Origin of the sequence: Polaribacter sp. Hel1_33_78 (assembly GCF_900106075.1) — a bacterium.
In the GTDB taxonomy this organism is placed as follows: Bacteria; Bacteroidota; Bacteroidia; order Flavobacteriales; family Flavobacteriaceae; genus Polaribacter.
The window spans coordinates 526,597-543,932 of sequence record NZ_LT629794.1; the positions used below are offsets into that span (position 1 = coordinate 526,597).

General features: G+C 31.9%; 8 protein-coding genes. 5 read left to right on the top strand and 3 right to left on the bottom strand.

The features are described 5' to 3' along the window. Positions 1-123 precede the first annotated feature (123 nt). The 3 genes from BLT88_RS02375 to BLT88_RS02385 form a co-directional block, all read right to left on the bottom strand. Positions 124-2,784, bottom strand: coding sequence for a cation-transporting P-type ATPase (locus tag BLT88_RS02375; protein ID WP_091952773.1), 2,661 nt, complete (start codon positions 2,782-2,784; stop codon positions 124-126). Between the two features lie 109 nt (positions 2,785-2,893). Continuing rightward, positions 2,894-3,328, bottom strand: a complete 435-nt coding sequence (locus tag BLT88_RS02380; protein ID WP_091952775.1) for an Hsp20/alpha crystallin family protein — start codon at positions 3,326-3,328, stop codon at positions 2,894-2,896. A gap of 253 nt (positions 3,329-3,581) precedes the next feature. After that, on the bottom strand, positions 3,582-5,426 hold the full coding sequence (locus BLT88_RS02385; RefSeq protein WP_091952777.1) for a cystathionine beta-synthase: 1,845 nt from the start codon (positions 5,424-5,426) through the stop codon (positions 3,582-3,584). 254 nt (positions 5,427-5,680) lie between these two features. Here BLT88_RS02385 and BLT88_RS02390 point away from each other — a divergent pair, with 254 nt between their 5' ends. The 5 genes from BLT88_RS02390 to BLT88_RS02410 all read left to right on the top strand — a co-directional run bounded on the left by BLT88_RS02390 (position 5,681) and on the right by BLT88_RS02410 (position 17,329). Beyond that, on the top strand, positions 5,681-6,439 hold the full coding sequence (locus BLT88_RS02390) for a DUF481 domain-containing protein (protein WP_091952779.1): 759 nt from the start codon (positions 5,681-5,683) through the stop codon (positions 6,437-6,439). A 189-nt stretch (positions 6,440-6,628) separates the two neighbouring features. After that, a complete protein-coding gene (locus BLT88_RS02395) occupies positions 6,629-9,532 on the top strand; it encodes a hypothetical protein (protein ID WP_231960057.1) in 2,904 nt (967 codons plus the stop codon). A 261-nt stretch (positions 9,533-9,793) separates the two neighbouring features. Continuing rightward, the gene (locus tag BLT88_RS02400) at positions 9,794-12,223 is read left to right on the top strand and encodes an Ig-like domain-containing protein (protein ID WP_091952783.1); all 2,430 of its coding nucleotides are present in this window, start codon (positions 9,794-9,796) and stop codon (positions 12,221-12,223) included. Between the two features lie 59 nt (positions 12,224-12,282). Next, the gene (locus BLT88_RS02405) at positions 12,283-15,399 is read left to right on the top strand and encodes a TonB-dependent receptor (RefSeq protein WP_052107494.1); all 3,117 of its coding nucleotides are present in this window, start codon (positions 12,283-12,285) and stop codon (positions 15,397-15,399) included. Between the two features lie 10 nt (positions 15,400-15,409). Beyond that, positions 15,410-17,329 (top strand): RagB/SusD family nutrient uptake outer membrane protein, encoded by a 1,920-nt coding sequence (locus BLT88_RS02410; protein ID WP_036783989.1) that lies wholly within the window; start codon positions 15,410-15,412, stop codon positions 17,327-17,329. Positions 17,330-17,336 lie beyond the last annotated feature (7 nt).

Below are 17,336 nucleotides of genomic sequence, written 5' to 3' on the forward strand. Positions count from 1 at the left end.
TTATACAAAACGATTATAGAAGGCTGTTTAAAAACAATATTTAATAAATTAAGGGTTTTAAGGTGTTGACTTTAAAACCCTTAATTTCTATTTTTAATAGAAGTTAATTAGCTAAGTAAAACGTTAAAAAGTGCCACCATTTCTTTTAATTATTTGTGCTAAAGCTAACGACCCAAATGCAAAGACCAATACCCATCCCAATTGATCCCAAGATAAACTAGTAAGGAAAAGAGCCTCGGCAATCGCCGGAATGCGATATGCACCTGCGGTAATAACTAATGATATTGCAATAGAACCCCATACCCAAGGGTTTTTAATAACTTCATTATTAAAGAAGGTTACTTTGTTTTTAGCCATGTTTAATACATTAAACAATTGAGCCAGTACCAAGGTGTAAAAGGCCATATTGTTTATTTTAATGGGTGATAATTGTAATGTAAAATGCGCATAGGCTGTAATTCCTACTACAGCCGCGGTAATACATAATCCGTAAACAATAGTGGAAGACCAAAGCTGAGGTGTCATAATAGGCTCATTAGGTTTTCTAGGCGCACGTTTCATAATATCAACTTCTCCTTTGCCCATGCCCAATGCTAATGCAGGAAATATATCTGTAACAAGATTCAAAAATAAAATTTGTAATGGCAGTAAAGGTGCTGGTAAAGCAAGTAATGCCGCAATACCCACGGACACTACCTCTGCAAGATTACAAGATAATAGGTAAACTACAAATTGACGAATATGATCAAAAATGGCGCGCCCTTGCTTTATGGCTAATTCCATAGCGGTGAACTTATCATTTTTTAAAATGATATCTGCGGCTTCTCTGGCAGCTTGTGTTCCTCTAATACCCATGGCAATGCCAATATCTGCTTTTCGTAACGCAGGTATATCATTTATACCGTCTCCAAACATACTTACCGTATTCGCGTTTTCCTGATAAAATTGTACTAATTTCAATTTTTGTTCTGGTGATACTCTGGCAAAAACAGCAGCATTTAATACTTTTTCTTTCATATCAGCATCAAATCCTTCTTCAAATTTTAAGTCTCGTCCGTGAATAACTCCGATAGTTTCAAAGTGATTAGTAAATAAACCTACATCTTCAGCTATTTTTCTTGCGGTACCTGCATGATCTCCAGTCATCATAACAACTTTAATTCCGGCATTCTTATAAACTTGTATTGTAGCCTTTATATCATCTCTAGCGGCATCTAAAAACCCAATAATTCCTATAAAGGTGAGTTTAGATAACAACGCTTCTTTTTTTGGTTTTATGGCAAGGTCTTTATATGCAAACGCCAAAACCCTTAGACCCTGCGAGGCTAATTTATCAACACTATGAAACCAAGCCTCTTTATCTTCAAATTTCTTTTGTTCATTTCCAATTAAGATTTTGTCACAATATGGTAGTATGCTTTCAAAGGCTCCTTTAACAAAGACATTAAAATGTTTGTTGCCATTTTTATTCAGCGTAACCATCAATTTTCTTTGGGCATCAAAAGGAATCTCCATGGCCTCAGGAAACTTTTCTTTAATGGATTTTATATCAAATTTTAATTTTTCAGCAAACTGAATAAGTGCTACTTCAACACTATCTCCCCGAATTTGCTCTGAATCTAAGCGTACATTGTTACATAAGATACTTACCATCATCATTTTATTGAATGCATATTGATCTCGTAAATTATCAAAGTATAGATTGTTTTTGTTGTGAACAGCCGCTATGGTTTCTCCTTCAAAGGCGAGTGTATGCACTTGCATTTTATCTTCGGTGAGGGTTCCTGTTTTGTCTGTACAAATAATATTTGTTGCACCCAGCGTTTCTACAGCCTCCATCTTTTTAATAATTACCTGTTTTTTTGATAATTTTAGCATCCCTCTAGCCAAGGCAATTGTTGCAACTATTGGCAGTCCTTCTGGTATCGCCGCAACAGCCAATGCTATAGCTGTTTTAAGAATGATAAGCAGCGCTATACCTCTAAGGTATCCTGTAAGAATGATAAGAATTGCAAAAATTAATGTGAGCCAAATAAGCCATTTGCTTAAGGCGTTTAATTTTTTTTCTAAAGGTGTGCGTTGCTCATCAATGTCAAGCCCCATTTTTTGAATTTTACCGAGCTGCGTTTCGAATCCAGTATGCACAACAATTGCTTTGGCACTTCCTTGAACTACTGAAGTTCCTTTAAACAGCATATTAGTTCTTTCGGGTAGTATGGTGTTTTCGGGTAAGCGCCTTACTTCTTTCTGAATAGCATTGCTTTCTCCTGTTAGGGATGCTTCTTTTATTAATAAATTATCGCTTGTGATTAATCGAGCATCTGCTGTGATAACATCACCTTTTTCTATTAAAATGATATCTCCCGGGACTAGGAATGTAGATTTTATGGTTTTTATTTTTCCATCGCGCAGCACATTACAATCTGTGGAAGCCATTTTTTGAAGTGCTTCTAGAGAGCGTATTCCTTTTAACTCCATTACAAAACCTATGATAATGGTAATGAAGATAACCGCGAGTATCGCAATACACTCTGGCCAATCGTCTGTAAATAAAAAAGTAAAAAGAGCAGCAAGTGATAAAATTAAAATAATTGGATCAATAAATTGATCAAGTAGAATGTGCCAAGTTGGTTTTTTATTCGAGACAGTAATATCATTTTTTCCAAATTCATTTATAAGAAACCCCGCATTCTCTTGTATTAAACCCTTGTCAATAGAGCTGTTTAGCCTTTTTACGAGGGTTTTTAGGTCTAAAGCAAAAGGATGTGCAATTATTTCTGGCATCGTAGTTTGTTTAAAGATGTGCAAATCAACAACCCTCTTACCCTATCTTTTGAATTTAAAAATAAGGGTAAGAGGGTTGTTGTAGTTGAAATACTGCGGAAGTTTGCCGCTACATAACTTCAATTAATTTTGGTTCATGCGCTTTGGCTTCTTCTTTTTTAGTAAGTTTGAAGCTAAGGATACCATCTTTATACCTTGCTTTTATACCTTCATCTATTACAGAATCTGGCAATTGCAATCTTTTTTCAAAAGAATTATAGCTAAACTCTTTACGAGTATAGTTTTCTTCTTTTTCTTCTTTTGAATCTGATTTTTCTGCTGAAATATTTAAGCAGTCATCATCAATAGTAACTTCAAAGTCTTTCTTTGCGAAGCCTGGCGCTGCCAGTTCAACTTCAAAGGCTTCATCCGTTTCCTTAACATTCAAAGCGGGCTCATCCATTTTCTTTTTCCATAAACGGTTTTCAAAAAAATCGTCAGTATCAAAAAAGTCTGATGTAATTAAATTTCCCCAAGGTTTTCTTTTAAATTTTACGAGTGACATAGTTTTATGGTATTAAGTTAAACAATATTCATACGGCTAAAGTAGCAAGAAGGTGCTTATATAAAAATGACCTGTGTCAGTGTAAAGTTTTAATTTTTAATAAAGTATATCTCTATTTGGAAGTGTTTATTCCAATACATAAAAACCAACACAACTTTAAAAAGGTTGTGTCAGTTTAAGGGGTGTATTGGCGCGAATATATTTACTAGATAGTATAAATAAGTTTCGTGTTTTTATTAATAGCTCTTTAAAATTAAATGTTTGCCACAAAATCTAAAAAGACTTTTTTATGGAGTTCAAGATTTATGCTGGGAGATAGAGATGCACGGACAATATAATCTTTGTCGCCTTCTTTGGTGGTGCCTTGCGTAGAGGTAGCAGGTATGGTCCAATAACACCCTTTTAACTGTCCATAACTCACACAGAACTTACTTTCGTTGGGTATTTCTGTAATCATTAAATTGATTAAAGTAAGATTTAATGCTCTTTTGTAGACTTCTCTTTCTTCATCTGTAGTTCCTTTAGTAGGCAGATCTAATGAAAATACAGATGGGGTAAAGCCCTCTGCAGCTAACTCTTCAGACACAAAATTTATTTTTGCAGTTGGCAAATTATCCTTAATAAAGTTTACAAAGTCTCGTGTATTTATATAGGCATCTTTTATGCGTTGGTTCATAGAAGGCAATTGTTTTGCCAGGATTTTATATTGTAGTTCGGTAGCCTCGTTGTCACAAAGTGTTAGATGGTTGGCTATTTTATTCATCATAGATCCTGTTTTTTTATTTCCCACACAATAGCCAGCAGTGCACTGCCCGCCACTTGGAAATTTAGACCCACTAGCATACGAAATAGCACTAACGGTTGAGAGTAGTTCACCTTCACCTAAAAAGTGAACATTCGGACAAAATGTTTGATCTAAAATAAAAACAGGATCCATTGCAATTTTACCAGTTTTAGTTGTTCGTTCTTTACCTAAAACTTCTTTTAATTGTATCAGGTTTGGTACCTCAACTCTTGGGTTTGTAGGAATTTCTGCAATAATATAAGGAACAGCATCTTCGATAGCAATTTTAGCCAAAATGGTATCAATACTTTGCACCATATCATTGTCGCCATCAACTGGTAAATCTACCACTTCAACATTCTCAATACAAGCAGCAACGCGTCTTGCCTGGTCATTTGTACCTCCATAACAATTTGGCGGAACAATAAATTTAATAGCCTTTCCGGGATGATTTTCTTGGGCATCATCAATAAGCCCCATCATAATAGCATATTGTATGGAGAGGCCACTAGAACCCACTAATGGTTTTGTATCAGCACCAGTAATGCTTGTAATTGTATCTAAAACAATTTTTTTGTTGGTCTCTAGATCGTTTGTTGGAATATTAAAAGGAGATTTGTTAACTAAAGACTGCAATGCAGTAAGAGAATTGGCTGGCGTCATGGCAATCGTTTCTCTTCTTCTTACATGCTGAATTTCTGAAATATAACGTTCATTTTGTTCACCGTTTACTAGTAAAACACTTCCAAGGTGCTCATATATGTTGATAAAAAAGTCAATATTTGAGTTGAGGTCATTCGCATTAATTGTAGTTTCTTGTGAAACAAAAATGGTGCTGCCATTAAACTCAGAAATATCTGCGACTTTTTTAATATGTTTTAGTTTAAATTGATACCCATAAATATTCCTTAATAATTCAGCATCAAAAAAAGTTGGTAATTCACCTGTATAGACAATTTGGGTATTTTTATGATCTAATAAGTTTTTTCTTAGAATGGCTAGAATAGGAATTGTCTTTGAAGAAAAACTAATTACATTTTCTGGTTTTATATTATTTAAGTGAGCAATTGCCCACTCGAGTATACAAGATAATGGATGTCCTAATCGAATATAGTCATAAGCAGTTTGCAATTCATGGAGCGCAGTGACATCAGAATTATTGGTGTTACATAAGGTTTCAAACTGTTCTAAGAATTCAGTTTTAGCCAAATTTTCATCATAAATATCTAGTCGATGTGTTGTTAGATTCAGCCAATCAGTTGGCATATTTTCTAATACATCTTTAACATAATTGAGCATCTTAGTATCTTCCATAATTTTCACCTTTAGATAGGCCAGCAAGATACATCAAATAGATTTTTTTAAAGTGTTACTTCGTATTTTGTTAAATTGTAGTTGGTCATTTTTTCGGAAACATACTGTAACTGATATTATTGCCCTATTCTATTGATCAGAAGCATCGATTTTTGCAGGCTCATTGATTTGAGAATCTTTAAATTCTTTGTTCTTAATTCATAAATAAGTATCTTTCGAGCATATTAAAAAGAGTAATTTAATTGCGAATTAGAATGAAAAAAGTTTTATTTTATTTTTTGTTTTTCCCCATCTTTCTTTCTGCCCAGATCAACGAAAGTGATACGTTAAAGGTAAAGGTAAATCTTTCTTTAACCGGTTTTTGGCAAGGAGGAAATGTGGAAACCTTAATTTTTAGAGCAAAATCAGATTTGAGTTTAAAACTTCATGAGAAATGGGTTTTCAAAACCAAAAATTCTTACGTTTATCAGGAGTTTGGAAAGGACAAGGCAGATGAAGATATTTTAAGTCTTAATTTTTTATATTTTAATCCAGATCGAAAAATATATCCGTTGGTATTGGGTTTTATAAGTACCAATTTTCGAAGAGAAATTGAATTGCGATCTTTGGTGGGCGCAGGAGTTACCTACCAAATCTTGAATCATAAAGAGCATTGGCTTAAATTTTCGATTTCTAGTGAATATGAACAGACAAAATTTGCCAAAACTAAATTTAACCTTTCTGAGTATAATGGAAGGCAATCTATTAATACATTTCGGAGTACTTTTTGGGTAAATGGTGCCTATAAACTGTTCGAGAAAAAAGTAATTGTAAATCATGAACTTTATTTTCAGCCTTCTCTAGGTCATAGTAATAATTTTCGTTGGCAAGCGGATATTGGATTAGAACTGCCACTCTGGAAGTTTTTAAACTTTAAAATAAACTATCTGCATTCATGCGAGAGTATTGTTATAGAAAATCAAAAACAAGAAGATAGTATGTTGTCTTTTGGTTTTACCCTTAAAAGTTATTGATTAAAGAAACGCAGCCAATCTTAAAACATCTGCATGAAATTTAAAAAGATTTGATATTTGTGGTGGCGCTATTTTTTATAATTTAAGTTTTTATTATCTAAAGAGTTGATGCCTAAAAAAATAAATAATATTTTTGATGTAAATTTACTTTAATTATAATTTTAATAATTGGTAAGAAAAGTAAGGGGCTTGGAAAACAACATTTTATTTAAACACTTTAAAAGAACAAAATTATTTTTGCTTTCTATATTGTTTTTGTTTTTTTTTAAGAATACCCATAGTCAAATAAACGACCAATTTGGAAATCCTTTTATTAAAAATTTTTCAAAAAAACAGGTTAAAATAGATTTAAGAACTTTTGATATTTCTCAAAATAAGAATGGAGAAATGTATTTTGCTACCTCAGGATCTTTATTAGAATTTGATGGTTTTAGATGGGTGAATTATTCTTTAAAAGAAGAAACAGATCTTCGATCAGTTTTATATGCAGACGATCAGCACATTTACACTTCTGGTCATGGTGGTTTTGGATACTGGTCTAAAAATAAGAAAGGTATTCTAGACTATTCAAGTTTATTTTTTAAACATCCAAGTAAAACGGCACCTTTATTGCCTGTTTTTTCAAATATAGTGGCGGTAGATGGAAAGATTTTATTTCAATCTTTTCAGCAAATACATAGTTACAATCCTCTTACTAAAAAAATAAATATAATAACTGCAACTAAAGGGTTTAGTGCTCTTTTCTCTTCAAATAACAGAGCATTTGTTCAAGATGTTTCTATTGGCTTATTTGAAATAATAAACTCAGAACAAAGAATAATTAAAGGTACTGAAGATACTTCTTTAGACATTATTGAGGTATTTGAAGAGGATAAAAAAGGATTGCTAATAGCCACAAAAAATAATGGCTTTTGGCATGCTAAAGACGGAATTCTGCGAAAAAAAGAATGGAAGATTAACAAGGAAGTTGAAAATTATATCATTACCGATGTTAAAAAATATACGGAAGGTAATTTTATTGTAGGAACTTTAAGAAATGGGTTTTATATTATTTCTAAGGATGGCAAGAAAGTAGCTCATTTTAATAAAAACAATGGAATCGAGAACAATGCTATTCGTAATGTATTTAAAGATAACAACAATAACATTTGGTTGGCTACAGAATCTGGTATTAGCTATGCTGAAGTAAAGAGTGAGACAAAATATTTATTAGATACAAAAAGTAATTTTGGAACGGTCTATACAAGTTTTTTAAATGATTCAATATTGTATTTAGGCACCAACCAAGGATTATTCTATAAAAACATCAACAAAGCGAATTCAGAACCAAAGTTAATTGATCAAAGTGCAGAGCAAATTTGGGAAATTGATAAAATTGATAACCAGATTTTAGTGGGCAGTAACAAAGGAATTTCCTTGTTAGAAAATAATTCTCTGAAAACGATTCATGTTGAAGGTGGAGGATGGGTTTTTAAAACACACCCAAAGATTAATAACCTATTGTATGTAGGTTTTTATTCTGGAATAGCTGTTTTTCAGAAAAAAAATAAGCAATGGAAATTTCTAAAGAAGTTTGATGATTTTGGAGAATCATCACGGTTTATAGAGTTTGACCAATATGGGCAAATTTGGGTTGCACATCCTTCAAAAGGATATTATAGATTAAGATTGTCTCAAAATGGATTAACAATTAACGAGGTAGAGTTTTATGGAGTAGAAAATTCAAACATCGAAGCATACGCATACATTTGTAAGATTGATGGAAACTTAGTTTTTTACAATCCAAAAGGGTTCTTTTATTATGATGCCATAGATAATTCGTTTTCAAAAGCAAAATATCCTTCAGAAATATTTAAAGGCTTAAAAAATATAAATTATGTGTACCAAAATGAAAACGTGTTCTGGTATGCTACAGCTAATTTTTTAGGCTATATTTTAAGAGATGGAAACGATTTTCAGAAATACCAAGAACCTTTTTTTACCGTTTGGGACAAACACTTAAAAGACTTTAATAAAGTTGAGAAAATTAACAATGCTAATTATGCTATTGGTATAGATAATGGTATCGTTTTTCATAGTATTAGTGCTAAAACAGGAGCTTCTTTAAAAAATGCACCTACCGTTAAATTAATGGAATTTATAAGTTCAACGGATACTATAAATGCTCCAATTGATATTAACAATGAATTAAAAGTTCCACATAATAATAATTTCTTAAAAATTAAAGTTGCTTTACCAAATGTTCCTTTAAGTAATTCTAGACAGTATCAATACAGGTTAAATGGTTTAGATAATGAATGGTCATCTTGGGTTTTTGAACCCGAAATTAAATTTCCAGGGTTAACCTCTGGAAGTTATGTTTTAGAATTAAGAACAAAAAGAGAGGTAGATAGTGAGTTTAAGATGGTAGAAATTCCATTTTACATGGAATATCCTTGGTATATAAATAATACGGCAAAAACAATTTATTTAGTATCCTTCCTGCTTTTTTTTATTGGGTATAGAACTTATTTAAAAAAGAAAAATGAAAAATATGTAATTCGATTAAAACAGTTAGAAAAACAAAAAAGAGTGCGCCAAAAAGAAAGGTTTGAATTACAAAAAATGGCAGCAGATAAGGAGCTATTTATTTTAAAAGAAGAGAATTTAAATCTTGAAATCAAAAAGAAAAACTCAGCATTAGCCTCTTCTACCTTAAATAACATTAAGAAAAATGAATTGCTAACCGATTTGATAAATGATCTTAAAAAAATTGACAAAGAGATAGTAAATAGCGCATTACATTACTCCTTAAAAAAAGTAATTAAAAAAATTAATAATCAATTAATAGATAAAGAAGATTGGTTATCCTTTCAGCTTCACTTTCGTAATTCTCATTCTCAATTTTTTCAAAATTTAAGAGAAGCACATCCAGATTTATCTTCCAATGAAATTAAGTTATGTGCTTATTTAAAACTAAATCTTTCTTCAAAAGAAATTGCTTCTTTAATGAATGTAGCAATTAGAAGTATAGAACAAAGTCGTTATAGACTTCGTAAAAAATTTAATTTAGGTAAAGATGTAAATCTTGTAAACTACATTCAAAAAATTTAAATAAAAATTTTATCTCTAATAATCAATTACTTATATTTTTTAACAAAGGTTTTGTAGAGGTGTATTTTTACTTTTATTAACTTTTGTAGAGGTTAAAAAATTGTTAAATAAGGAATTTTACTTCAAATTTGTTATCAACTAAAATTATAATTGTTTTTTCTAGTACTGCAATTTTTATATAAAATTAAGAATTTGTTACAAATCAAACAACCTTATAATTGACTAGTTTCTATGTTATTTTAACTTAATTAATCATTTATTATGAAACAAAAATTACTCTTACTTTTATTAGTAACTTTTAGTGCTATAAACGCTCAAGAAGTCACTCATGTTGATTTTGACACAAACAACGAAAACATTGTTTTTAACAGCTGGAATACTTCTTCCACTTTTACTAAAATAACGAACCCAGCACCAGATGCTTTAAACGGATCTTCTTTTGTAGGTCAGTTTACAGCTGGTGATGATAATGAGATTGGAATTGGAGTTATAGATGCAAAAACGGTATTTGCATCACCTTTTAATTTAGAATCTAATTCAGTTTTTAAAATGAAGGTATTTTCTACCGAAGAAATTGATGTTATTTTTCATTTAGAGAATGATCCTGACTGGGGAAATAATATTGAAGTTGCTGCATTTATTGGAGCTGCTGATGTAAACAAATGGACAGAGTTAACTTTCGATTTTAGCAGTGCATCATCTAATATTTATATGAACAATATTGTTATTAAAATTGGTGGTGCAAATACATCACAAGGAGATATCTATTTCTTTGATGAAATTACAGGACCAGCTTTATATGCAAGTCCTGCACAGCAATACAACCCTGCAAATAGTGTAACAGATGTTTCTATTGCAACAAATTTAGAAATTACTTCTAATGGTACGTTTAGAAATTTAGACGATTCTGAGATTACAGATTTAACGGCTAAAGTTGCCTTAAAAGTAGGCGATTCAAATGGTGCGGATGTTGCCTTTACGGCATCGATTAATGGTGATAAAAATAAAATTATAATAGACCCAATAAATGATTTAGAGAATTCTGCAACCTATTGGTATGGTGTCGTAGATAATTCTATAGAATATTCAACTGGTGTTGCTGTAACTGAAGTTTCTGCAAGCTTTGAAACAAAAGCAGCAGTGACAGGCGATATTAACGAAGTTTTATTCGATTTTGATACTACCAATGAAGATGTTGGGTTTGAATCTTGGGGTGGTGTTGGTTTTGCAAAAATTGATAATCCTGACAAGACTGGAATTAATGTTTCAGATAATGTAGCTCAATATACCTATAATGCTAATGATGCTGGTTTAGAGAATTCCTTAGTAAATGGAGCAACTCCATTAGTTCCATTTGATTTTTCTGAAACACCTTTCATTAAAGTAAAAGTATGGGTAAATAAGCCTGTCGCAGTTTCTATTAAAGCTCAAAATTATCCTGATTGGGGACAGGGACAGGAGCAAAAAATAGAAGTTACAGAAACCAATAAATGGGTAGAATTGGTCTTTAATTACGGAGCTATTACCGCAACAAATTACGATAGAGTTCAAATTTATTTTGATAAAGATGGAGCGGGAAATTCTTCAGTAGGAGACCTATATTATTTTGATGACTACTTAAAAAGTAATGTTGCGCCGGCTATAGAAAATACGCTTACACCTGAAAACGGAGCTACAGATGTTTCTCAATTTGAAAAACCAACTATTTCGTCAAATTTTCAATTTAGAAATTTAGACGATACTACGATAACCGATATTTCCAGTTTTGTAGAGTTAAGAGAAAATGATGCATCGGGTACTGTCGTTTCTATGAATGCTCTTTTAAGTGATGATAAATCTACGATTGTCATAAGTCCTTCAGATATATTAAATGTAAATACCACATATTGGTACGGAATTAAAGATAATATGATTGAGTATAAAGAAAATGATACCGCTATTACCGGAGTTTCTGCAACATTTACCACGACGGCTATAGCTACAACAATGGTCACTTATAACGATTTTGACGGTACATCTTTAACTACGGTTTCAGAAACGATGGGAGATCCAGCAGGGTCTTACACTGCAGTTGCAGATCCAGCAGGAGGAAGCAATATGGTTGCCAAATGGGATAAAGGAAACTCATGGGGAGGCTGGGAAAGAATTCACTTTCAATTAAATGGACCTTTTGATGCGTCTAAAGATGATATATTCTCTTTTAGAGTCTATTCTTCAATAAAAACAGGTATAAGATTTAAGTTAGCAGATGCAAAAGAGGATGGAGATATTACCGCTCAATTTGAAACTGATGAAGAAGTTATTTTAGAAAATCAGTGGCAAACAGTGTATTTAAATACATCTGAATTAGCAGATAATGTAAGTTTTGATCATTTATTTATTTTCTTAGGCAGGGGAGATACAACAGATACTACATTTTATATAGATGATGTAAAAGGACCTCAATTACAAGGTACAGCTTCTACAAATGATTTTGATAAAACTAGTTTTCAGTTTTTCCCAAATCCTACAAAAGATTTGATAACCTTTATCAATATAGACGGGAAAAAAGAAATTAGAATTTTTGATGTGAATTCTAAACAAGTTCTTAAAAGGACTATTGAAAATAACGAGTTGTCTATTGGTAGTTTAAAACGAGGGTTTTATTTTTTAGAAATTAACGGTCAATTTAGAAAGCTAATTAAAGAATAATATTTATCTAAGCGTAACAGGGGATTTTTCTTCTGTTATGCTTTTTACAAAAAATAAGCATGAACAAACTAACGGCATTATTTTTAAAATTAATACTTATTATTACCCTTTTTTGTCCTACTATCTCTTTCTCTCAAACCACAATAGTATCAGGAGAAGTTATAGATAGCTCTGGAAATCTCCTCCCTGGAGTTTCAGTATTAGTAGAAGGAACGACTAATGGAACTACAACAGATTTTGATGGTAAATATGTTCTTAATATTAAGACTCCAAATGCAACGCTATTATTTGCCTATTTAGGATTTGAAAAACAAAAGATAAAGGTTTTAACAAATAAGATAATCAATGTAATCTTAAAAGAAAGTTTAGATCAATTAGATGAAATTCAGGTTGTTGCATTTTCAAAACAAAAGAAAAACAGTGTTATTGGTTCCATTACTACATTAAAAGCTGCAGAATTAAAACAACCAACTTCTAATATAACAAATGCATTGGCAGGTAAAATATCTGGTTTAATTTCTTATCAAAGATCTGGAGAGCCAGGAGCTGATAACGCCGCTTTTTTTATTAGAGGTGTAACGACATTTGGGTTTAATAATAGTCCTTTAATTTTATTAGATGGACTGCAAATAACTGCCTCAGATTTAGCACGTTTAGAACCCGATAATATTGCCTCTTTTTCAATTATGAAAGATGCAACAGCTACGTCCTTGTATGGAGCAAGAGGTGCAAATGGTGTCGTTTTAGTAACTACAAAGGAAGGAAAAAAGGGAAAGGCGAAAGTATCTGTGCGGTATGAAAGTTCATTATCAAGTCCTTCTAAAATAAATAGTTTTTTAGGAGCTGTAGATTATATGGAGTTGTATAACAGAGCGCAGAGATCTAGAGATCAGTCTGCAACCTTATTATATTCAAAGCAAAAAATAGAAGGAACAAGAAATGGTCTTAATCCAAATATTTATCCGGATGTAGATTGGTATAATGAATTATTTAAAGATTTTGCCCTCAATAAAAGATTGAATGTAAATATCAATGGAGGTGGAGAAGTTGCTCAATATTATTTATCGGTTACAAGTGCAAATGAAACAGGGTTGTTAAAAGTAGACCCTCTAAATAATTTTAATAATAATATTGATATTAATAGATCTAATTTAAGAGCGAATATTAATATCAATTTAACTAAAACAACGAAAGTTTCTGCTAAATTTTATTCATTATTCGAGCGCTATAACGGACCTATTATAGGTGCTTCAGATATTTTTTATCAAGTAGCACAAGCAAATCCAGCGAATTTCCCAAAAGCTTATGAACCAGATGAAGCAACTGCGAACTTCAACCATATTCTTTTTGGAAATAAAGGTAATGGTAGTTTTGCAAACCCATATGCAGAAAGTGTAAGAGGTTATAAAGATCGTTTTGCAAATACAACATTAGCTCAATTTCAAATTAAACAGGATTTAAGTTTTATTACAGAGGGCTTAAAGTTAAGAGCTATGGCTTCTGTAAGAACATTTACAGAGAATCAAAACGAACGTAGTTTTACACCTTTTTACTATGGCGCGAATGAAACGCTAACGCCACAAGGAGTTGTAAATGAACTTTATCAAATTCAAGAAGGTACAGAGTTTTTAAATAACCCTACAGTGAATAACTACGGTAATAGTAATTTTTATTATGAAGCTGTTTTAGAATACAACAGCACCATCAAAGAGAAACATGAAGTAGGTGGTTTATTGGTAAGTTATTTTCAGGAAGCTTTAAATACAATAGGCGGTAATACTGCTTTTTCCACATTACCATCCAGAAATATGGGTATATCCGGAAGAACTTCTTATAGTTATGATAGTCGATATTTTGGTGAATTTAATTTTGGATATAATGGATCAGAAAAATTTGCCGAAAAGAATAGATTTGGGTTTTTCCCTTCTGTAGGATTAGGTTGGATAGTTTCTAATGAAGCTTATTTTGAGAAAAATATTCCATCTATTAATTTATTAAAATTAAAATATACGTATGGTTTAGTTGGTAATGATGGTATTTCAGGCCCAAGTGATCGTTTTTTTTATCTATCTGACGTAAATCTCAATAATGGAGGAACGGGATATTCTTTTGGCTCAAATTATAACAACTATTATAATGGATATATTATTAATAGGTATGCAAATGAAAGTGTTACTTGGGAGGTTGCCACAAAATCTAATATAGGTTTAGAATTAGGACTATTTAATAAATTAAATTTACAAGCAGATTATTTTACAGAACATCGTAAAGATATCTATATGGAACGTCAGTATATTCCAGAAACTGCTGGTTTAACAACCACAATTAGCAGTAATATAGGAGAAGTTAAAACAAAAGGAGTTGATTTATCTATTGATTATAATCATGCTTTTAACAGTGATTTTTATATAACTGCTAGAGGTAATTTTACGTATTCAACAAACGAGATACTAGTAAATGGAGAGCCAGAATTTCAAAATGAAAACTTGAGTAGAATTGGACATCCTGTTAATCAACAATGGGGTTACATCGCCGAACGGTTGTTTGTAGACGAGGAAGATATCAATAATTCTCCTGAGCAATTTAATGGATTTTCAACCACAAACTCTTATCTGCCTGGAGACATAAAATATACAGATATAAATCAAGATGGGGTTGTAAACGAATTAGATCAAGCACCTATAGGTAAGCCAAATGTACCTGAAATTGTTTATGGATTTGGGGTATCTGCGGTCTATAAGAATTTCGATCTTTCAATATTTATGCAAGGTTCTGCAAGATCGTCGTTTTTTATAAATCCTAATGATATTTCTCCTTTTGTAAATGAAAGAAACGCATTGAGTATTATTGCTGACAATCACTGGTCAGAAAACAATCCTGACCCCAATGCTTTTTGGCCTCGATTATCAACTTATGAGATAGAAAACAATCAAAAACCATCTACTTGGTGGCTAAGAGATGGTGATTTTTTAAGATTAAAAAGTGTAGAATTTGGTTTTACAATCCCAGAAACTACAGGAAAAATTTTCGCAAATGCCAAAACAAGAATCTATATTACAGGGTTAAATTTACTGCATTTCTCAAAATTCGATTTATGGGATCCAGAATCGGCAGGAAATGGTTTAGGGTATCCACCTCAAAGAGTTATTAATATTGGGGCTCAAGTAAAATTTTAAAAAGTAAAAAATGAATTTAAAAAACAAATTTTTAGCAATTATTTTATGTAGTGCATCACTATTTATAAGCTGCGAAGATTATTTAGATATTGTGCCAGATGGAACGCAAGAGTTAAGTTTACTTTTTAATAGAAAAGAAACAGCTTATAATGCTTTAGCAAATTGTTATAGTTATTTACCGCAAAATGATGGTACATATGCAAGTTATGTTTTACTAAGTGATGAATTAGCAGTGCCAATTCCTAAAGAACCGAACGCTATTAAATTAATGAAAGGCCAACAAAATGTTTCTTCACCAATAATGGGTTATTGGTCTGGTTTTTCTGCAATAGGAAGAGGGCAAGGTTCTTTGTGGGAAGGAATACGAAGTTGTAACACGCTAGTTGAAAATATCGATTTAGTGGTTGACATGACTCAGGAAGAGAAAAATCAGTGGAAAGCTGAAGTGATATTTTTGAAGGCGTATTATCATTTTTTATTAGTTAGTAATTACGGACCAATTCCAATTGTTGATGAGAATTTGCCAATTTCTGCTTCAGACGAAGCTGTGCGATTAGATAGAAAAACGGTTGATGAATGTTTTAGTTATATAATTGAAACAATTGACGCTGCTATTGTTGATTTACCTGAGAGAATTATTGGAAATAATGATATCGGAAGAATAGATCAGGTAATTGCTAAATCTATTAAAGCAAAAGCGTTGTTGTATAGTGCAAGTCCATTATTTAATGGTAATACTTCTTTATATGGAAGTTTTGTAAATGTGAATGGAGAGCATTTTTTCAATCAAAATAAAGATGATTCTAAATGGGAATTAGCAGCTGAATCAGCAAAAGAAGCTTTAGATGCTGCAATTACTCAAGGTGCTAGTATGTATTATTATACAGAAACACCTCCACTTTTTGATACGAATAATTTTCAATTTGAGTTGGTAAGAGATCAGTATAATAATCGTTTTGCAATTACAGATCCTTGGAATTCTGAATTAATTTGGGGAAATTCTAGTCCTGTAACAAACGGACAATATTGGCAGATTCAGTCACCAGCATTAATGAAAGACCCAACATCTTCTTCTGTAGAAGCTTCTTGGCAATGGCTAGCGCCAAGTTTAAGAATGGTAGAAACCTATTACACTAAAAATGGATTGCCGATTAACGAAGATTTATCTTTTGAATATGTTGATCGATACAACACAACCACCATAGCTTTTAATCAACGTTTTTATGCCCAATTTGCAAATAGAACTGCAAAACTAAACTTAAATAGAGAGCCTCGTTTTTATGCATCTTTAGGATTTGATAGAGGATTGAACAGAACCTGGGGAAGTCTTTGGAATCTTAAAATGCGCGAAGGAGAGCTGCATGGCAGAGTTGCAAACACAGGAGACTATTTAGTAACAGGGTATGCACTTAAAAAGCTAGTGCATCAAGATTCTGAAGGAGATGCATATAATAAAGCAATTACGTATCCTTGGCCAATGATGCGATTAAGTGAGTTGTATTTAAATTATGCAGAAGCTTTAAATGAATTTAGTGGACCTTCTATGGAAGTCTATGAAGCTTTAAATAAAATTAGAGAACGCGCAGGAATACCAACGGTGCAAGATGCTTGGAGCAATGCAACTTTTGCCGCAACACCAAATAAGCACACGAGTAAAGAAGGTTTAAGAGAAATTATTCAACAAGAAAGAATGATAGAGTTGGCTTTTGAAGGTCACAGATATTACGATGTTAGAAGATGGAAATTAGCAGAAAAGTATTTTACAACCCCAATTAAAGGATGGTCTGTAGATGAAGAAACAGAGGCTAATTATTATCAAATTAAGGATGTAAGTCAACGATCCTTTAATTCACCTAGAGATTATTTACAACCTATAAGTTTTACAGAGTTGTCTAGGAACCCTAATTTAATCCAAAATCCAGGTTGGTAAAAAAATA

Excerpts from the sequence above, each read along its gene's own strand:
- BLT88_RS02385 (WP_091952777.1), bottom strand. The coding sequence starts at position 5,426 with ATGGAAGATACTAAGATGCTCAATTATGTTAAAGATGTATTAGAAAAT.
- BLT88_RS02405 (WP_052107494.1), top strand. The coding sequence starts at position 12,283 with ATGAACAAACTAACGGCATTATTTTTAAAATTAATACTTATTATTACC.
- BLT88_RS02400 (WP_091952783.1), top strand. The coding sequence starts at position 9,794 with ATGAAACAAAAATTACTCTTACTTTTATTAGTAACTTTTAGTGCTATA.
- BLT88_RS02410 (WP_036783989.1), top strand. The coding sequence starts at position 15,410 with ATGAATTTAAAAAACAAATTTTTAGCAATTATTTTATGTAGTGCATCA.
- BLT88_RS02375 (WP_091952773.1), bottom strand. The coding sequence starts at position 2,784 with ATGCCAGAAATAATTGCACATCCTTTTGCTTTAGACCTAAAAACCCTC.
- BLT88_RS02380 (WP_091952775.1), bottom strand. The coding sequence starts at position 3,328 with ATGTCACTCGTAAAATTTAAAAGAAAACCTTGGGGAAATTTAATTACA.
- BLT88_RS02390 (WP_091952779.1), top strand. The coding sequence starts at position 5,681 with ATGAAAAAAGTTTTATTTTATTTTTTGTTTTTCCCCATCTTTCTTTCT.